At 36.1% G+C, this 17349-nt stretch carries 20 protein-coding genes and 1 pseudogene; 8 read left to right on the top strand and 13 right to left on the bottom strand.

Translation table 11 applies throughout. The annotated features are described in order from the left end of the window. Positions 1–11 precede the first annotated feature (11 nt). From gerPF to CQ058_RS06915, 7 genes are all read right to left on the bottom strand, one after another. Entirely contained in the window at positions 12–227 is a 216-nt protein-coding gene (gerPF, locus tag CQ058_RS06945) for a spore germination protein GerPF (protein WP_001141570.1), read from the bottom strand. 42 nt (positions 228–269) lie between these two features. Beyond that, positions 270–656, bottom strand: a complete 387-nt coding sequence (locus tag CQ058_RS06940) for a spore germination protein GerPE (RefSeq protein WP_002188733.1) — start codon at positions 654–656, stop codon at positions 270–272. A 14-nt stretch (positions 657–670) separates the two neighbouring features. Further along, positions 671–865 carry a spore germination protein GerPD gene (gerPD, locus tag CQ058_RS06935; protein WP_001052805.1) on the bottom strand — a complete coding sequence of 65 codons (195 nt, stop codon included), beginning with the start codon at positions 863–865 and terminating at the stop codon, positions 671–673. Positions 866–871: 6 nt separating this feature from the next. Further along, complete coding sequence (gene gerPC, locus CQ058_RS06930) at positions 872–1486, bottom strand: spore germination protein GerPC (protein ID WP_001070757.1); 615 nt, start codon at positions 1484–1486, stop codon at positions 872–874. Positions 1487–1553: 67 nt separating this feature from the next. Next, entirely contained in the window at positions 1554–1760 is a 207-nt protein-coding gene (gerPB, locus tag CQ058_RS06925) for a spore germination protein GerPB (protein ID WP_001012505.1), read from the bottom strand. Between the two features lie 14 nt (positions 1761–1774). Continuing rightward, on the bottom strand, positions 1775–1996 hold the full coding sequence (gene gerPA, locus CQ058_RS06920; protein WP_001111190.1) for a spore germination protein GerPA: 222 nt from the start codon (positions 1994–1996) through the stop codon (positions 1775–1777). Positions 1997–2092: 96 nt separating this feature from the next. Then, positions 2093–2272 carry an aspartyl-phosphate phosphatase Spo0E family protein gene (locus CQ058_RS06915; protein WP_002087032.1) on the bottom strand — a complete coding sequence of 60 codons (180 nt, stop codon included), beginning with the start codon at positions 2270–2272 and terminating at the stop codon, positions 2093–2095. 243 nt (positions 2273–2515) lie between these two features. Here CQ058_RS06915 and CQ058_RS06910 point away from each other — a divergent pair, with 243 nt between their 5' ends. Beyond that, on the top strand, positions 2516–3418 hold the full coding sequence (locus tag CQ058_RS06910; protein WP_002125896.1) for a fumarylacetoacetate hydrolase family protein: 903 nt from the start codon (positions 2516–2518) through the stop codon (positions 3416–3418). A gap of 34 nt (positions 3419–3452) precedes the next feature. Here CQ058_RS06910 and CQ058_RS06905 read toward each other — a convergent pair whose 3' ends face one another. Continuing rightward, positions 3453–3737, bottom strand: a complete 285-nt coding sequence (locus tag CQ058_RS06905) for a hypothetical protein (RefSeq protein WP_000925332.1) — start codon at positions 3735–3737, stop codon at positions 3453–3455. A 105-nt stretch (positions 3738–3842) separates the two neighbouring features. After that, positions 3843–5033: an ornithine aminotransferase gene (gene rocD / locus CQ058_RS06900; RefSeq protein ID WP_000616665.1), complete on the bottom strand. Its 1191-nt coding sequence runs from the start codon at positions 5031–5033 to the stop codon at positions 3843–3845. A gap of 150 nt (positions 5034–5183) precedes the next feature. On the opposite strand from rocD, the gene CQ058_RS06895 reads away from it, so the two are divergent. Beyond that, positions 5184–5552, top strand: a complete 369-nt coding sequence (locus CQ058_RS06895; protein ID WP_002011256.1) for a YisL family protein — start codon at positions 5184–5186, stop codon at positions 5550–5552. Positions 5553–5605: 53 nt separating this feature from the next. Here the strand turns inward: CQ058_RS06895 and CQ058_RS06890 are convergent, their stop codons facing one another. Further along, entirely contained in the window at positions 5606–6160 is a 555-nt protein-coding gene (locus CQ058_RS06890) for a DUF2777 domain-containing protein (RefSeq protein WP_002140810.1), read from the bottom strand. Between the two features lie 242 nt (positions 6161–6402). On the opposite strand from CQ058_RS06890, the gene asnB reads away from it, so the two are divergent. The 3 genes and pseudogenes from asnB to katB all read left to right on the top strand — a co-directional run bounded on the left by asnB (position 6403) and on the right by katB (position 10420). Continuing rightward, the gene (asnB, locus tag CQ058_RS06885) at positions 6403–8250 is read left to right on the top strand and encodes an asparagine synthase (glutamine-hydrolyzing) (protein WP_002188735.1); all 1848 of its coding nucleotides are present in this window, start codon (positions 6403–6405) and stop codon (positions 8248–8250) included. 189 nt (positions 8251–8439) lie between these two features. After that, a pseudogene (locus tag CQ058_RS06880) lies at positions 8440–8895 on the top strand (ferrochelatase). Between the two features lie 58 nt (positions 8896–8953). Then, positions 8954–10420, top strand: a complete 1467-nt coding sequence (katB, locus tag CQ058_RS06875) for a catalase KatB (protein ID WP_002188737.1) — start codon at positions 8954–8956, stop codon at positions 10418–10420. A 202-nt stretch (positions 10421–10622) separates the two neighbouring features. On the opposite strand, the gene CQ058_RS06870 is transcribed toward katB, so the two are convergent. Next, positions 10623–11855, bottom strand: a complete 1233-nt coding sequence (locus CQ058_RS06870) for an ammonium transporter (RefSeq protein ID WP_002011245.1) — start codon at positions 11853–11855, stop codon at positions 10623–10625. 157 nt (positions 11856–12012) lie between these two features. Between CQ058_RS06870 and CQ058_RS06865 the strand changes: the two genes are divergently transcribed. After that, entirely contained in the window at positions 12013–13374 is a 1362-nt protein-coding gene (locus CQ058_RS06865) for an alpha-amylase family glycosyl hydrolase (RefSeq protein WP_033728002.1), read from the top strand. An 18-nt stretch (positions 13375–13392) separates the two neighbouring features. On the opposite strand, the gene CQ058_RS06860 is transcribed toward CQ058_RS06865, so the two are convergent. Then, complete coding sequence (locus tag CQ058_RS06860; protein ID WP_002030284.1) at positions 13393–13884, bottom strand: YajQ family cyclic di-GMP-binding protein; 492 nt, start codon at positions 13882–13884, stop codon at positions 13393–13395. Positions 13885–14168: 284 nt separating this feature from the next. Between CQ058_RS06860 and CQ058_RS06855 the strand changes: the two genes are divergently transcribed. Beyond that, positions 14169–15023: a CvfB family protein gene (locus tag CQ058_RS06855; protein ID WP_002011240.1), complete on the top strand. Its 855-nt coding sequence runs from the start codon at positions 14169–14171 to the stop codon at positions 15021–15023. Positions 15024–15289: 266 nt separating this feature from the next. Here CQ058_RS06855 and CQ058_RS06850 read toward each other — a convergent pair whose 3' ends face one another. Continuing rightward, positions 15290–15589, bottom strand: a complete 300-nt coding sequence (locus tag CQ058_RS06850) for a hypothetical protein (protein ID WP_002030282.1) — start codon at positions 15587–15589, stop codon at positions 15290–15292. A gap of 631 nt (positions 15590–16220) precedes the next feature. Here CQ058_RS06850 and CQ058_RS06845 point away from each other — a divergent pair. Beyond that, positions 16221–17129 carry an acyl-ACP desaturase gene (locus tag CQ058_RS06845; RefSeq protein WP_002030281.1) on the top strand — a complete coding sequence of 303 codons (909 nt, stop codon included), beginning with the start codon at positions 16221–16223 and terminating at the stop codon, positions 17127–17129. Positions 17130–17349 lie beyond the last annotated feature (220 nt).

Here is a 17349-nt window from a genome sequence, read left to right as displayed (position 1 = left end):
TAATGCTTTTTTTACGCTGTTCCAATTTGATCTTGGTCTGCAACGTCCGAATCAAATGTATTTGTTGCGCTAACGCCGCTAAAAGTGTTGACGACAAATCCGACATTGGAAGCTCCAGAGCCGTTATAAGCTTTCGTATTTTCTTTCGGAGACACGTTATAAAAATCTCCTAAGTTGAAAGAGCCGTTACTGTTTTGAACGACAAGATTTCCTACAACCGAAGGCATACCATCCACCTACTTTACTAAGCTTTTTAATTACTATATGAATTATTTAGAGGAAGGTTCATCAGTAATAAATTGGCGGATTTGTAGCGTGCGAGAATTATTAAAAACATAGTCAACATTGCCGATTTGGAAGCACGCGGAATTTAAAAGTGTTCGTAAGTGAACGTCATCTACTTCAATGAAAGGGCACTCATTTACAATATTCATTTTTACATCTGTCGTTCGCTTCGGAATTGTAATGTACTCATCTGTAAAGATTTCAAACGCATCAAAACGACCTTCACCTTTTATATAACAAGGGATTTCTCGATGAACGATAAGTGCTCTATTTTTTAATTCTATTTGATTAGAATCCCCGGCCTGGAAGACAGCTGCAACCCCCATAGAAACGATAGAAACATTTTGTACAATTGAAGTATGACGGAGCATAATTTTTCCTCTCCTCAACCTGGAGTCGGAGGGACATCTGTTACTAATGGTACAAATGGTCCCTCTGTAACAGATTCGAATGGCGTATCAAGAATAGAAGAAAGGATGAGAAGGTTTGCATCTCCAATTAAAAATAATGCGGAAGAAGAAACCCCGTTCATTTTAATCTGGCCTACTTTTAACTCGCGGTTTACAACATTTAAATTCATACATACTCACTCCTTTCGGAAATTGCCCGGTATGTGTTGAATAAAGGAAAGGAACGCCTTGTCAATATCTTGTTTCATCGCTTGAATAATGATGTCTCGTAAATAATCGGGATCTGTGGAAATACCCTCATACGATTGAACTTGTGATAAATAATATGGAAGTCTATGTTCCATCTGTTTTTTTATGTCATCCACCATCATTTGTCGATACATCTCATCAAGCGGCGTTCTCTCTTCTTGTTCAAAATGGAGAATTCGACTATACGCTTCTTCATCTAAATAGCGATGCATTTCTTGGAGGATACCTTGATAAAAGTCTGGATTTGTTTCTGTTTCAGGATTTACTTTTAATGTTTCTGTATCCACTTGAAAATCTTCAATTTGTTGCCCTTTTGTTGAAAATGGATTCAAGCCAATATTTAAAGTGCCGTTTAAATTTTCTACTTTTAATTGATCGAATTTATATTCCACTTTTCCTATAGAAGAGGAGGGACGACTTTTTAACTCATTAAGCTCTTCTTGTAGTAGGCGAACTTGCTCTTCAAGGTTTAGAATAGTTTGCTGCTGTATTTGGAGAGCTTGTTGAAGTTGGTGTAGGTAAGTATATATATCTTGATTCATTTGTGAAACCTCCTTTTCAATAGGGAGGGGAAATATATTCCTGCTATATATTTATGACAAGGATACCTTAAGAAGAACTAGTTGATGGTTTGATGGAAATAATTTGTCCTTTCGCATGTAAAGGGCGAAGCGGTTCTGTAAATCCGCCAGAATTTGAGAATTTAGAAAGAGCCTTAATACTACCTGCAGTTCCAATTTGAAAAACGGAAGAGGTCGTAATGCTATCGATTTTAATGCTGTTAATGATGATACTTTGGTTCACATAAAAATTCAATGCAATCGCCCCCTTTAGTTCGAACCAATTATTGCTTGATCAATTACATCTGAATCATTGACGGTCGTTGAGCTTTGATAATTGTAGACAGAGACGTTATCCCCAACATTAAATGAACCGGCTCCCGCAAAAGCGCGTGAATAACTAATAGGCCTAATCGCAAATACATCTCCAATATGAAAAATACCACTTGATCCAATGTTAACGATACGAATATGTCCGACCATAGCTGGCATACAAAACACCTTTCGTTTTTAAAATTTTCTTTTCTACTATTGTATGGGCGTTTTCAATAAAATGTGTATTTTTTCGAAATAAAAGAAACACATACGTTATTGCGTATGTGTTTCGAACATTTGAGTATGTGTGCAATCTGTATGTATAGGCCAAACAACATTTAAGAGCCTGTCCAATTCCTGGCTACAATCTACTGTTTTTTGAGAAGTCATTCCGTAGCGTTCAGCAAAATAGATCATTTTTTCGCGTTTTTTTTCGATAGCTTGCTCAAACATTGAAATCGGCTCCATCTCTCAATAAATTTTATGTATATATGTAGTACATATTATACAAAAATCCCATAAAAAAGAAACATCTTCGCTAAAAAAAGTATAATTTCTACATTTTATGTCAAATAACGGATGAGGAACAAATGTAAGAATGGTTGAATATTGTAAAAATTAGCGTGTGTAAGAAGGTTTTTTTCTTAAGGATGCGAATACAATTATAGGGTATGAGTTTTAGGATGGAGAGTGGAAATGTTGCGTTTTGTAACGGCGAAGAAAGAAGAAAAAGTATTTGTAGGTATTGTGGATGAAGAGGAAGAAAAGGTATTACATTTAAGAGAAGCGCAAAGACAAAAAGGGGAAAAGGTTACTATCCCAATTACCATGTTAGAGTGTATTGAAAGAGGAAGCGAATGTCTTGAGAAAGTGTACGATATTGTAAATTGGGCGAAGGAAAATGCGGGATCGGCGTATTATCCGTTAGCAGAGGTGAAAATATTAGCACCGATTCCAAGGCCGAGAAAAAATATTCTTTGTGTTGGAAAGAACTATCGTGAGCATGCGGTAGAAATGGGCGGAGTAGAGTCTATCCCTGAAAATATAATGATTTTTACAAAGGCGCCAACAACAGTGATTGGAATTGATGAGCAAATTAATGGTCACCCTCACGCGACGAATGAACTTGATTACGAAGGTGAACTAGCAATCGTTATCGGTAAGCGAGGGAAACAAATAAAAATAGAAAAAGCTCTTGATCATGTTTTTGGATATACAGTTATAAATGATGTAACTGCTCGGGATATTCAAAGGAAACATAAACAATTTTTCCTAGGGAAAAGTTTCGATACATTTTGTCCGATGGGACCGTATTTAATTCATAAATCGATGGTTAGAACGCCGAATGCATTACACATTGAAACAGTGGTAAATGGAGAAGTAAGGCAAACTTCAAATACGAGAGAAATGATTTTTTCAGTAGAAGAAATTATTTCAACTATAAGTAAAGGCATGACATTAGAGCCAGGAGATATCATTGCAACAGGGACACCAGCTGGTGTTGGTAAAGGTTTTACACCACCGAAGTTTTTACATGCTGGTGATGAAGTTGTTATTACAGTAGAGGGAATTGGTACGTTAAGAAATATAGTGAAATGAAAAAAGAGCTATCTTGTGAAAAGATAGCTCTTTTCTATGGGCGTGGATTAACGGAGTAATCTATGATGGCGAAAATATACAATCCGATTAATGCTAAAGTACAAATTCCAATTAGCATAACTGCAAGTGCGCTTCTCTCACGGCCAAAACCGATAATTGTAAGGAAAACAGCAGCCCAAAATGATGTTTTGAGTAGTGTGAATGTATTAGGAGTTGAATAATGACTGAGTAAAGTTGTAGATAATATGAAGCCGATGAATGTCATAGAAATAAAAATTGTAGCTAAATTGTTAATGTGTTTACCGTATTTCAATAGCATACAGTTACCCCCTTTTTAACAAAAACAGAATATTCAATTTTATTTTACGATAAACTACTAAAAAAAGAAAGAGGTTGTCCTATATTTAGGACAACCTCACTATGATTAAGATAGTACAGCTTTAATTTTTTGGAACGCCCACTCTAAATCTTCTTCAGAGATTACTAGAGGTGGTGCAATACGAATTACGTTTTCGTGTGTTTCTTTACATAATAGCCCAGCTGCTTTTAGTTGTTCACAGTAAGGACGAGCTGGCTCGTTTAATTCGATACCGATGAATAAACCTTTACCGCGAATGTCAGTAATCATTGGGTTATCAATTTCTTTTAATTGCCCAACTAGTTTTTCTCCTAATTGAAGAGAACGCTCTGTTAATTTTTCTTCTTCTAATACTTCAAGAGCTGCAATAGAAACAGCACATGCAAGTGGGTTACCACCGAATGTAGAACCGTGAGAACCTGGCTCGAATACACCTAAAATGTCGCTGTTTGCTGCAACACAAGAGATTGGGAATACGCCGCCGCCAAGTGCTTTACCAAGTATGTACATGTCAGGAGTTACATTGTCCCAGTCGCAAGCAAATACTTTACCCGTACGGCCTAAGCCTGTTTGGATTTCATCTGCTACGAATAAAACGTTTTCTTTTTTACATACTTCAAAAGCTTCTTGTAAGAAACCAGCTGGTGGAATGTTAATTCCTGCTTCACCTTGGATTGGCTCTAAAATGAATGCAGCTGTATTTGGTGTAATCGCAGCTTTTAACGCTTCTAAATCACCATAAGGAATTACAATAATGCCAGGAAGCATTGGACCGAAGCCGCGCTTGTACTCTTCGTTTGATGACATAGAAACAGCACCCATTGTACGTCCGTGGAAGTTATCTTCACAAACGATGATTTCTGCACGGTTTGCTTCTACCTTTTTCACATCATAAGCCCAGCGACGAGCTGTTTTAATTGCAGTTTCAACAGCCTCTGCGCCTGTATTCATAGGAAGTACCATATTTTTATTTGTTAGTTTCGCAACTTTTTCGTACCAAGGACCTAATTGATCGCTATGGAAAGCACGAGAAGTTAACGTCACTCGATTAGCTTGGTCAATTAAAGCGTTAATGATTTTTGGATGACGATGACCTTGGTTTACTGCAGAATATGCACTTAATAAGTCCATATAGCGGTTTCCTTCAGGATCTTCTACCCAAACGCCTTCTGCTTTAGAAATAACGATTGGAAGTGGATGGTAGTTATTTGCCCCGTATGTGTCTGTAAGTTCGATAATATCCTTAGTTTGAATCATGATTGTTCCCCCTTTTGTTATTACAAGAAGTTTGTAAATACTCTAAATATTATAGCATTTAAATATAAAAAAGCGAAACATTTCCTGAAAATATATGAACATGTTATCATATAGAGTGAAAAAGTGTGAAAAAGAGGAGGCAGGGATACGATGGTACATATGCATATTACAGCATGGGCGTTAGGATTAATTTTATTCTTCGTTGCGTATTCACTTTATTCAGCAGGAAGAAAAGGTAAAGGTGTACATATGGGGCTTCGCCTTATGTATATCATCATTATTGTGACAGGTTTCATGTTGTACATGAGTATTGTGAAGACGGCAACAGGTAGCATGCACATGTGGTACGGCATGAAAATGCTAGCTGGTATATTAGTAATCGCTGGAATGGAAATGGTTCTTGTGAAAATGAGCAAAAACAAACCAACAGGGGCGGTTTGGGGCTTATTTATTGTCGCGCTAGTAGCGGTATTATACTTAGGACTAAAATTACCGCTTGGCTGGTACGTATTCAAATAAAAATAAAACCACCTTATGATCTCAAATATTTGGGAGATAAGGTGGTTTTTATTTTATGTCGCATCAATATGCAACTCTTCTCCGTTTACTTTCGTAAATCGCAAAATATTTTTATTAGAGGAAGAGTGGCGTACAAAATGATGCTGCAATGTACAAATCATTTCGTCGTTATCGAATAAAAGAATATTTACTCCTTCGCATGCTTCCTCTTTTGGCAAGAAGGATAAATAATTATGACAATACATGCAATCATATAAAGAGTAATTAAGTGATTGCAATGATTCGGTTAATAATGTAAAGACAGAGTCAGGTAATTCCTCAAGCCATTCATTATAGCTAAGAAGTAATTTTTTTCGAATTCGTATCATTTCCCCGTTTTGGAGAGAATGTTGTTCATTTGCAATTTGTAATATGTCTTGTTCATAAAAACGAGCTGGTAGCCAATTGTTGTTATATAAAATTTCAAAACCATCTTCAGCAATATCTTCTAATAGAAAAGCCTCATCATTTTCATCATCAAAGAATACCCATTCTTTGTTTATATATTCTACATTACCGACTGTATGAGCGCGCGGTTGGTTATACAAAATGTGTTTGCGTTGTATCATAGTTCATTTCTCCTTTTATAGAAATAGTTATTCTTGTTATGGACAGTTCGTACGTTCTTTATAACTAGACACACCTAAAGATAGATGGGCATACAATAAAACACGCTTTACACTGTGAAACTGCTATTCCATATGTGGATAGTTAGTTATCGTCAAGTTTGTTGTTTTTATGTATCCGCACTCATAGGGTGGGGATTACTGCACGTTCAGAAACAGATATTAGATTAGGAAGGATGATTCTTATGTGCGGGATTACAGGATGGGTGGATTATAAACGCTCATTAGAAGGGGAAAGGGACATCGTGAAGAAGATGGCGGAAACGCTAGCGAAACGCGGTCCAGATGATAATAAAGTTTGGATTAAAGGGAACGTCGCATTTGGGCATAAACGGTTAATCGTTGTAGATCCTGAAGGTGGTAAACAACCCATGACTTGTTTAAAAGACGAAACGAGTTATGCGATTTGCTATAACGGAGAGCTCTACAATACAGAAGATATTCGCAAAGAGTTATTAAGAAGAGGTTATACATTTAAAGGGCATTCCGATACAGAAGTACTATTGGCATCTTATATTGAATGGAAAGAAGAATGTGTCGATCATTTAAACGGTATATATGCGTTTGCAGTATGGGATGAGAAAAATGAACGAGTCTTTATTGCCAGAGATAGATTAGGTGTAAAACCGCTTTTTTATAAATATGATAGCGGACGATTATTATTTGGTTCAGAGTTAAAAGCGATACTAGCGCATCCAGATGTGAAGGCGGAAGTAACGTTAGAAGGGTTGTCAGAAATATTTGGCCTCGGACCATCTAGAACGCCTGGTCACGGTATATATGCTGGTATTCAAGAACTGCGTCCGGGTCATGCAATGACGTTCTCAAAAGACGGTTTATGCATATGGAGATATTGGAATGTAGAAAGTAAAAAACATGAAGATTCATTTGAAGAAACAGTAGAGAAAACTCGTTTTTTATTACAAGATGCGATTACGAGACAATTAGTTTCTGACGTACCACTATGCACTTTTTTATCAGGAGGTGTAGATTCAAGTGCTATAACAGCAATTGCCGCGAAAGAGTATGAAAGATCAGGGAAAGGTCAATTGCACACGTATTCTGTTGACTATGAAGATAACGACAAATATTTTAAAGCGAATGCGTTTCAGCCGAATTCAGATGCACCATTTATTAATTTAATGACAGAGACATTTCAAACAATTCATCATCGCTGCGTCATTTCTAATGAACAACTAGCACAGTATTTAACAGAAGCAGTACTCGTTCGCGATTTGCCTGGTATGGCAGATATTGATTCTTCATTATTATGGTTTTGCCGTGAAATAAAACAAGATTTTGTCGTCGGTTTATCTGGAGAATGTGCAGATGAAATATTCGGAGGTTATCCGTGGTTTTATAGAGAAGATGATTTACAATCAAGTGCATTTCCATGGATGCGTTCTACAGAAGCGCGTGAACAACTTCTGAAGAAAGAATGGAGAAATAAATTAAATTTACAACAATATGTACAACAACGCTATGAAGAATCCATTCAAGAAGTTCCTATTTTAGAGGGAGAAAGCCCATTAGAAGCGAAGAGACGACAATTATTTTATTTAAACATGGTATGGTTTATGACAACATTATTAGACAGAAAAGACCGTATGAGTATGGGGGCAAGCTTAGAAGTACGCGTTCCATTTGCGGACCACCGACTTGTCGAATATGCGTGGAATATTCCTTGGGAAATGAAAATGTATAAAAACCGCGAAAAAGGTCTATTGCGTAAGGCGTTAGAAGGATTACTTCCAAATGATATATTATATAGAAAGAAAAGTCCGTATCCGAAAACGCATAATCCGCACTATACGAAAGCAGTAACAGTATGGCTCCAAGATTTATTAACGGATAAAGGCTCAATTTTGCATGAATTGTTCGATAAGGAGCAATTGAGCGGATTGATCGAGTCTGGCGGCAGTGCATTTCAAAAACCATGGTTTGGTCAATTAATGACTGGGCCGCAGCTTTTAGCTCATTTAGCGCAAATTCATGTTTGGTTTAAAGAGTATGGGGTAAATATTAAGGAATAGGGAAAGAGCGGCTTATATTTATGTGAGCCGCTCTTTTTCTTAAATAAATTGTCATATAAAATTCGAAATCATATTAGAAATAATACTTATTTAGAATTATTATTTTGACGTACTTATTATTGCTTGTTATAATTGGAAACAAATGTTCTTGAAAAAGATTCTCATTTCCAAAATTGAGGTGCTATATAGATGACGAAGAAGAAAATAGGTTTGCTTGTAATGGCATATGGAACACCGGAGTCATTAGATGATGTAGAAGCTTATTATACTCACATTCGTCATGGGCTTAAGCCATCTCTGAAGAAGCGTTCCAAAATTTAATCGGACGGTATAAAGCAATTAGTGGAATTTCACCGCTTGGGAAAATAATGAAAGAGCAGGCGCATAAATTAACAGATTCAATGAATAAAATGTTTACAGAGTATGAATTTGTTTGTTACTTAGGTTTAAAACACATTGCTCGATTTAGAAGTTTTATATGACACCGATTATGAATGTAAAGTTGTAACTGATGAATTAAATGCCGCATATTTTAGACTAAATATGCCCAATTCACAATCTGTATTTATTGATTGTTTAGCTGAAATTGTTTCCAAAAAAATGAAGGAAATAGTTGACAAGGATTTAATTTTGAATAATAATTAGTTTATAATAATTTTAAATAAATAATAATTACTATGAAAGAAAGAGGAGGATCCCCTTGATGAATCCAAATAATCGCTTAACAACAAACCAAGGTGCTCCAGTTGGAGATAACCAAAACTCTCGTACAGCTGGTCGCCGTGGACCGGTATTGTTAGAAGACTATCATTTAGTAGAAAAACTTGCTCACTTTGATCGTGAACGTATTCCTGAGCGTGTTGTGCATGCACGTGGTGCAGGTGCTCACGGCGTATTCGTAACGAAAAACAGCATGAAGCAATATACGAAAGCAGCGTTTTTACAAAATGAAGGAACTGAAACACCTGTATTCGTTCGTTTCTCAACGGTTATTCATGGTCAAGGTTCTCCAGAGACAGCTCGTGATCCGCGTGGGTTCGCTGTTAAATTCTATACAGAAGAAGGAAACTACGATATCGTAGGTAACCATTTACCAGTTTTCTTCATTCGTGACGCAATTAAATTCCCTGACATGGTGCATTCTTTAAAGCCAGCACCTGATACAAATGTTCAAACGCCAGATCGTTACTGGGATTTCATGACGTTAACTCCAGAATCTACACATATGATGACATGGGTATTTTCTGATTATGGTACACCGGCAAACTACCGTGAAATGGAAGGTTTCGGCGTACATTCATTTAAATGGATTAATGCAGAAGGTAAAATCGTTTACATTAAATATCATTGGAAGCCACAGCAAGGTGTGCGTAACTTAAGTGCAAAAGAAGTCGAGCAAGTGCAAGGTAAAGACTTCAATCATGCAACTCGTGATTTATTCGATGCAATCGAAAAAGGAAACTATCCGAAATGGGATTTACACGTACAAGTAATGCAACTAGATGAAACGGACTCTTTAGATTTCGATCCACTAGATCCGACGAAAGTATGGCCGGAAGATCGCTTCCCATTAATTGAAGTAGGGACAATGACGTTAAATCGTAACCCGAAAAACTTCTTTGCGGAAGTAGAACAAGCGGCGTTTACTCCAAGTGCAACTGTAAATGGTATTGAACCATCTGAAGATAAATTATTACAAGGTCGTTTATTCTCTTACCCAGATACGCAGCGTTATCGCCTTGGTGCAAACTATTTACAAATTCCTGTAAACTGCCCATACGCAGCTGTTCGTAATCAACAACGTGATGGTGCGATGCAAGTGGATCAAAACCCATCTACAATAAACTACGAACCGAGCCGTCATACTGAAAATCCAGTTGAGGATCCAGCTTACCGCGATTCAACTATGAAAGTAGAAGGCTACGTATCTCGTGAAAAAATTGAAAAACCAAATGACTTCAAACAAGCGGGTGAGCGTTACCGTTCATTCTCTAAAGAAGAGCAAGATAACTTAATTGCGAACTTAACAAACGACTTAAAAGGCGTAAATGAGCAAACGAAATTACTAGCTATTTGCAACTTCTTCCGCGCAGATCATGACTACGGAATGCGTTTAGCAGGGGCGTTAAATGTTGATATTACGCAATATGTAGGGAATGCTCCGAAATAAATAGGAAAGGACGACTGTTAAACGGTCGTCTTTTTTGTGTAAAATCATGCAGGGTATTTTGCGTTTTAGCTATGTCGGAATTCGTCGGTAAATCGATATATTGAAAGAAACGATCGATATATTTATGGGAATACAGGGTGGGGTATGCTAATCAGTGCGATAAAAGAGATGCAATCTACTATTAATAGATTGCATCTCTTTTTTAATTTACTCGCTCAGTATACTCATAAGCTTTCTCCCCATGCATCGAAATATCAAGCCCCATTTGTTCTTCGTGCTCATCGACGCGAACAGGAAGGAAGAAGTTAATAGCCTTAATAATGGCGTACGTCATTATGATTGTGAATGCATATGTTGCTCCGATTGCTACAAGTTGTTTGAAAAGGAGAGTGGCGTTTCCGTAAAATAATCCGTTAGCACCATCGCTATTTATAGTAGTAGTAGCAAATAGTCCAGTTGCAATACCGCCCCAAGTTCCTCCAATGCCGTGGCATCCAAATGCATCGAGTGTATCGTCGTATCCGAATTTGTTTTTTAAGAAGAAGACAGCTCCGAAGCATAATATACCGCCGATTGCTCCGATAAGAAGAGCGGAGAAAGGTGTAACGAATCCACAAGCCGGCGTAATTGCGACTAAACCAGAAACAACCCCGGAAGCAGCTCCCATCGCAGTCGGTTTTGATTGGAAGAACCATTCAGAAAGCATCCAAGTTAGAGCTGAGGCAGCGGCGGCTATATTTGTATTAATAAATGCAGTTAAAGCTACGTCATTTAAAGATAATGCACTACCGACGTTGAAACCGAACCAGCCGAACCAGAGTAAGCCTGCGCCTAACATTGTAAATGGTAAATGATGAGGGGAGGTACCGCTTATGTTTTTTCGTTTTCCAAGGAAAATAGCTAATACAAGACCAGCAACGCCAGATGTGATATGAACGACATTACCACCAGCGAAGTCTAACGCGCCGAGTTCTCTCAGCCATCCGCCAACGCCCCATACCCAATGAGCGACAGGATTGTAAACGATTGTTGTCCAAAGAAGGATAAAAATAAGAAAGGCAGAAAATCGCATTCTTTCGGCGAATGCCCCTGAAATTAAAGCGGGAGTTAAAATAGCGAACATGAGTTGGAACATCATAAATAAATTGTGAGGAATAGTAGATGAGTAGTCTGGGTTTGGTGCGTAGGTAACTCCGTTTAGACCGAACCAATCGAGATTGCCGATAAGTCCGTGCCAATCTGGCCCGAATGATAAAGAATAACCGATAACAATCCATTGAATCGAAACGATAGCCATTGCGCTATAACTGTGCATTGTCGTGCTGAGTACGTTTTTACTGCGAACCATACCCCCATAAAAAAGTGCCAATCCAGGTGTCATCAACATGACCATTACTGTCGTTACAAAAATAAAAACTGTATCTCCCGTATTCATTCTCTCTCCTCCTATGATGTTAGAAAAAATAACATCTATATGTTATGTTTCATATCATATTCGAAATAAAAAGAAAAATCAACTAAAAATTCAGAAAACTTTTTAGTTGATGTTAGAAAACCTAACATGATGTATTTTTGGGTGATAAAATCAACGTATGCGATTTGCTTTAAAAATTGGTATAATATTCTTACAATTGGAAGTTTGGGGGATGCGTGTGAAAAAAATATGGACTAAGGAACTATTCATTTGTTTTTGTTTAGCTGTTATTTTGTTTGTACCAGTACATACTTTTGCGGAAGAAAAAAGGGAATGGCGAGATGAAGTTATATATTCCATTATGATTGATCGCTTTAATAACGGAGAATCGAAAAATGACAAACAGTTAGACGTTGGTAATTTAGAAGGGTATCAGGGCGGAGATATACGTGGGATTATAAAAAGATTGGACTACATAAAAGAAATGGGATTTACTACTATTATGCTTTCGCCGCTTTTTGAAAGTGAAAAGTATGACGGATTAAGCGTTCGAAATTTTCGAAAAGTAAATGAACATTTCGGAACAGAAAATGATGTGAAAGAACTTGTAAATGAGGCTCACAAAAAAGGAATGAAAGTTGTCTTTCAATTTCCGTATGAAGAAAATGAACAACAATTAATAGACTCGATGAAATGGTGGATAAAAGAAGTCGATTTAGACGGAAGTTATGTGATACATAGTGAAAAAAAGCCGCGTGCTTTTTGGGATGAAGTGCAAAAGGATTTGCAGGAGGTAAAGAAAGATTTTCACATTATGACAAAGGAAGATAATGAGTACTATAAAAAAATAGTAGAGTCATTTTCAAAAGCAGATATGTCTGTGAAACCTTTATATGATGTGAGTGGAAAAGAAGAGGAATTCGCTACGTTTTTAGATAATCAAGAAACAAAGCGATTTGCACGTATTGCAAAAGAAAATATGTATTACCCACCGTCTCGTTTAAAACTAGCGATCACTTACTTATTAACATCCCCGGGGATACCGAATTTTTATTACGGAACTGAAATCGCATTAGATGGGGGAGATGCTCCAGATAATAGACGATTAATGGATTTCAAATCTGATGAAAAGTTTATGCAGCACATAACGAAGCTAGGTGAACTTAGACAAACGAGACCATCTTTACGACGTGGTACGTTTGAACTTCTATATGATAAGGATGGAATGAGTATACTAAAAAGAAAGTATAAAGATGAAGTAACACTAGTAGCGATTAATAATACGAAAGAAACGCAAAAGGTCTCCTTACCTGTAAGTGCAATTGGTGAAAAACAAGAGTTAAGAGGATTGTTAGAAGACGAAATTATAAGAGAAGAAAACGGAAAGTTTTATCTTGTTTTAAAGCGCGAAGAGTCGAATGTGTATAAAGTTAGCGAAGAAACAGGTGTGAATTGGTTGTTTATCTCCTTAATAGTCGGTGTGAACGTATTATTTATTGCTTTTTTAATTGCGGTTAAAAAGAAAAGATCCTCTGTATAGATAGAGGATCTTTTTTTCTTAGCGATAGTTAATGAATTGTACGTCGATTGGTAAGTCGACGCTGCGAACGGCTGCGATTACTGCTTGTAAGTCATCACGGCTTTTCGCTGTTACGCGTACTTGGTCATCTTGTACTTGCGTTTTTACTTTTAATTTCATTTCTTTAATGATGTTGTTAATTTTTTTCGCGTTATCTTTATCGATACCTTGTTGCAGAGTTGCACGTTGGCGAACAGTATTACCAGATGCGGTTTCAACTTTTCCGTAGTCCAAGTTTTTAATTGGAACGTTACGTTTTACAAGTTTAGAAATTAGAACGTCTTTTACTTGGTCTAATTTGAACTCGTCATCAGAAGTTAAAACAAGTACTTCTTTTTCTAATTTAATATCACTTTTACTACCTTTAAAGTCATATCGGTTTTGGATTTCCTTTAATGCGATGTTAATTGCGTTTGTTACTTCAGGTAATTCTACTTTCGAAACGATGTCAAAAGAACTCTCTTTTGCCATAGTTAGCACCTCCAAATAAATTTCTATCTTTTCATGCACCTAAATAGGCTATGTAATATACATATTAAAGTATAGCGGAAAATACATCGATTAGATAGAGTGTTGCAACTTAAGTGTTTTGACGGGTCATCCGTAGGGGAATATAGTCCTATAGATACAGTCTTTATTTAATTATAGTGAATTTTGGGCAGTTGGACAAATAAAGGAAAAATCGTGTTATAATTAACTTTTGTTTGGAATGATAAAAAAGATAATTTTATATATATAGAAGGGAATTAAAAAATATGTATTTGCAATTAGGATCGATTGAACAGGTAACTGTTTTACGCGAAACGGAAATCGGATATATGGTTGGAAACGAAGAGGAAGAAATCTTCCTACATAAAAACGAATTAGCTGGAGAAATTGCAGAAGGCGATACGATTGATGTATTCTTATACCTTGATCACCAAAATCGTATTTCAGCAACAATGAAGGAACCAATTATTACAACACATGATTGGAATTGGGTAAAGGTTGTAGAAGTTATTCCTAGTTTAGGTGTGTTTGTTGATATTGGTGTATCAAAAGATATACTAATTCCACTTGATGAGTTTCCAATTTATATGCCAGTATGGCCTCAGGAAGGCGACGAATTATATTGTACGTTAAAATTAACGAATCGTGATCGTTTAATTGCTCTTCCGGCAAGAGACAGTGATATGCAAGAAATTATCGTAGATGCAACGCCATCTATGCGTAATAAAAACGTAAATGGACGTGTGTATCGCTCACTTCAAGTTGGTTCATTCATACTAACTGACGAGCATTTCCGTGCTTTCTTACACCATACAGAAAGAAAAGAACAAGTCCGCATCGGTGAGCGCGTAACAGGTCGTATTATTGACGTGAAAGACGACGGTACAATTAACATTTCACTTCTTCCTCGTAAAGAAGAAGGAATGGAAGATGATGCAGCAGTACTTTATGCATATATGGAAGAACGAGGCGGAGCAATGCCGTTTTGGGATAAGAGCAACCCAGAAGACATTAAAGAACGTTTCAATATGAGTAAGGCTGCATTTAAGCGTGCGCTTGGTAAACTGATGAAAGAAGAAAAGATTTACCAAGAAGAAGGCTGGACTTACTTTAAGAAATAAGATAAATGAAAAAGAACTATTTTTTCTCTTAATTTTTAAGAGAAAAAATAGTTCTTTTTTTTATTATAAAGTACATAAAAAGTAAATAAGGTGTAATAAAATTCGCAAAATCTGAAGATATACAAACGACTAGAATACGTTATGGTTTTTATTATAACAAGAAAGAAGAGTATTTCGAATAAAAAGAATATTAAAATGAGTTTTTGGGCTTTTAGTTAACAAAGTTTCGAAAATAAACACTTTATAAAGGTTTCCTTTAAATATGATTATTGTGTTTCGAGGGTTTCCTTATAAATCTTAGCTATATATTTTACAAAATCAATGATGGGATAGTGTATGAGCGAGCGGTGCTGCGTAAAACGAACTCCTGATTTTTCCATTTTCGAAATGATTTGTTCAATTTCCAACTCTTTTTGTTGTATCTTATTATAATTTTGATATACAATGTTTTTCCATTGATAGGAAGAACCATGAAAATAACTCTCTCCTTTTACCCTGTGATTAAATATTATTTCTATTTTTTCTCTACGTTGTCTTTCCTTCATATACGATTCCGTTGACTGCATGGTTATCGCCTCTTTCCTTTGTATTGTATACTGTTTCCGAAAATTCGGTCTAACTCATCATAGCCAATGTACAGTGATTTTGTTGGGGATTGTCGTTTAAGGCTATCTTATCAACTGTATATATTTTGCAATTTCTTAATCTAATATCTTATATCTAAATAAATTGTTAGTGTGTATAAAACGCCATTAATCTTTTAAGTTTTTGCTACCAATAACAAAATTAGAAAGTAACGAAAACGGATGAAAGATAAATTGTTTATCAATCTTTATTATAAAACGATTCTTTATGGATATGCACCTTTTTATACTCACCAAGATTTACAATATGACGAGTATCTTCATCCATGAATGTTATCCTCTATTTGCTGAGGATAGTTTTTTTATTTAGGCTAAGCAACATATCGTATGCCTCAGAACCCTTTTTATAAAAAATGACAATATATGTAACGGTTTCCCTTTTGATATGAAAAAAATCATATAGAAATAAAGCGTTCTTAAAGTGGTTTGTTAAAAATTTGTTGTATTTGACTTAAAAAAAGGAAAGTAATATTTATTTGTAGAAAATTTTTAAGGATACAAATGAATGTAAAAATAGAATGACTATCTACGATAAAAAAGGGGGCACTTATATATGCTAACAAATGATTTAGATTTCCGATTAGAACCACGTTTAAAAGAACTGTATGAACAACATAAAATAAGAGCGCAGAAGATAGACTGGGGTTATCATGAGTTTTTACCATGGGATAAGGGAATGGACTTTAAAAGAGTTCCTTGGGATGAAAGTCAAGTTACTCTTCCTTCTGGTGTAATTACGGCTATTGAGACAGCTTTATTAACAGAAGTGAATTTACCATGGTTTACAACGTATTTATCGGCGACCTTTAAAGGATCCCTTTCTGTTATTACAGACTTTATTCATACTTGGACCTCAGAAGAGGATCAACATTCGAATTTATTGGAGACATATTTACTACTCACTCGAAGTGTGAACCCTAAACGAATACATGATTTAAGAAAGTCAGTCGTTGAGGGTGGATTTGAGCCTGATTTTCATACACCAATCGAAGCAATGACGTATACGACGCTACAAGAACTTGCAACGCTGGTGTTTTATAATAACGTAGCTAAGGTTTCAAGTAAGCATGATCCAGATCTTGCTACATTATTACGTCGTCTCGCCAAAGATGAGACTCTTCATTATGCGTTTTATCGAGACGTCATTCGAACACATTTGGAATTAGAACCTAATTATTGCTATCATATTGCCAATGTGATTAAGAATTTTAAAATGCCAGGTGCCGTCATGCCTGATTTTGAAAATAGAATGGCTGTGATTGCAAAAGAAGCGAATTATGGACCACTACAATATTTTGATCAAGTACTTGATGTAGTGGTTGATTATTGGGGGTTAAAAGACTTACGACCAATTGCACCTTTAGCTGAAAAAGCAAGAATTGAGATTTTGGAATACCACACAAGATTGAAAAAAATACGGGATCGATTTGGTCGTTTTCAAGGGAAAACTGATCTACGTTAATGAGTAGAGATTTCTGAATATAAGCGGGGGAATCTGACACACTCCCTATTGTTTTTGGGGTGTTTTTTACTTAATTTAATTTTTGTCAAAAAAGTAGTTGACGATAAAAACGATTTTATGATATTATAAAATATTTGATAAAAAATCACATATATGTTAAGGTTGAGAAGGTTACCATATATGGAGGTGGATTATATGTTTCAAATTGGCGATAACATTG

It is taken from the genome of Bacillus sp. MYb56 (genome assembly GCF_002976445.1).
GTDB lineage: Bacteria > Bacillota > Bacilli > Bacillales > Bacillaceae_G > Bacillus_A > Bacillus_A mycoides.
Note: the sequence above shows the minus strand (reverse complement) of the source record. Positions and strands in the feature narration are given on the sequence as shown.

Excerpts from the sequence above, each read along its gene's own strand:
- gerPF (WP_001141570.1), bottom strand. The coding sequence starts at position 227 with ATGCCTTCGGTTGTAGGAAATCTTGTCGTTCAAAACAGTAACGGCTCT.
- CQ058_RS06940 (WP_002188733.1), bottom strand. The coding sequence starts at position 656 with ATGCTCCGTCATACTTCAATTGTACAAAATGTTTCTATCGTTTCTATG.
- gerPD (WP_001052805.1), bottom strand. The coding sequence starts at position 865 with ATGAATTTAAATGTTGTAAACCGCGAGTTAAAAGTAGGCCAGATTAAA.
- gerPC (WP_001070757.1), bottom strand. The coding sequence starts at position 1,486 with ATGAATCAAGATATATATACTTACCTACACCAACTTCAACAAGCTCTC.
- gerPA (WP_001111190.1), bottom strand. The coding sequence starts at position 1,996 with ATGCCAGCTATGGTCGGACATATTCGTATCGTTAACATTGGATCAAGT.
- CQ058_RS06915 (WP_002087032.1), bottom strand. The coding sequence starts at position 2,272 with ATGTTTGAGCAAGCTATCGAAAAAAAACGCGAAAAAATGATCTATTTT.
- CQ058_RS06910 (WP_002125896.1), top strand. The coding sequence starts at position 2,516 with ATGTTGCGTTTTGTAACGGCGAAGAAAGAAGAAAAAGTATTTGTAGGT.
- CQ058_RS06905 (WP_000925332.1), bottom strand. The coding sequence starts at position 3,737 with ATGCTATTGAAATACGGTAAACACATTAACAATTTAGCTACAATTTTT.
- rocD (WP_000616665.1), bottom strand. The coding sequence starts at position 5,033 with ATGATTCAAACTAAGGATATTATCGAACTTACAGACACATACGGGGCA.
- CQ058_RS06895 (WP_002011256.1), top strand. The coding sequence starts at position 5,184 with ATGGTACATATGCATATTACAGCATGGGCGTTAGGATTAATTTTATTC.
- CQ058_RS06890 (WP_002140810.1), bottom strand. The coding sequence starts at position 6,160 with ATGATACAACGCAAACACATTTTGTATAACCAACCGCGCGCTCATACA.
- asnB (WP_002188735.1), top strand. The coding sequence starts at position 6,403 with ATGTGCGGGATTACAGGATGGGTGGATTATAAACGCTCATTAGAAGGG.
- katB (WP_002188737.1), top strand. The coding sequence starts at position 8,954 with ATGAATCCAAATAATCGCTTAACAACAAACCAAGGTGCTCCAGTTGGA.
- CQ058_RS06870 (WP_002011245.1), bottom strand. The coding sequence starts at position 11,855 with ATGAATACGGGAGATACAGTTTTTATTTTTGTAACGACAGTAATGGTC.
- CQ058_RS06865 (WP_033728002.1), top strand. The coding sequence starts at position 12,013 with ATGCGATTTGCTTTAAAAATTGGTATAATATTCTTACAATTGGAAGTT.
- CQ058_RS06860 (WP_002030284.1), bottom strand. The coding sequence starts at position 13,884 with ATGGCAAAAGAGAGTTCTTTTGACATCGTTTCGAAAGTAGAATTACCT.
- CQ058_RS06855 (WP_002011240.1), top strand. The coding sequence starts at position 14,169 with ATGTATTTGCAATTAGGATCGATTGAACAGGTAACTGTTTTACGCGAA.
- CQ058_RS06850 (WP_002030282.1), bottom strand. The coding sequence starts at position 15,589 with ATGCAGTCAACGGAATCGTATATGAAGGAAAGACAACGTAGAGAAAAA.
- CQ058_RS06845 (WP_002030281.1), top strand. The coding sequence starts at position 16,221 with ATGCTAACAAATGATTTAGATTTCCGATTAGAACCACGTTTAAAAGAA.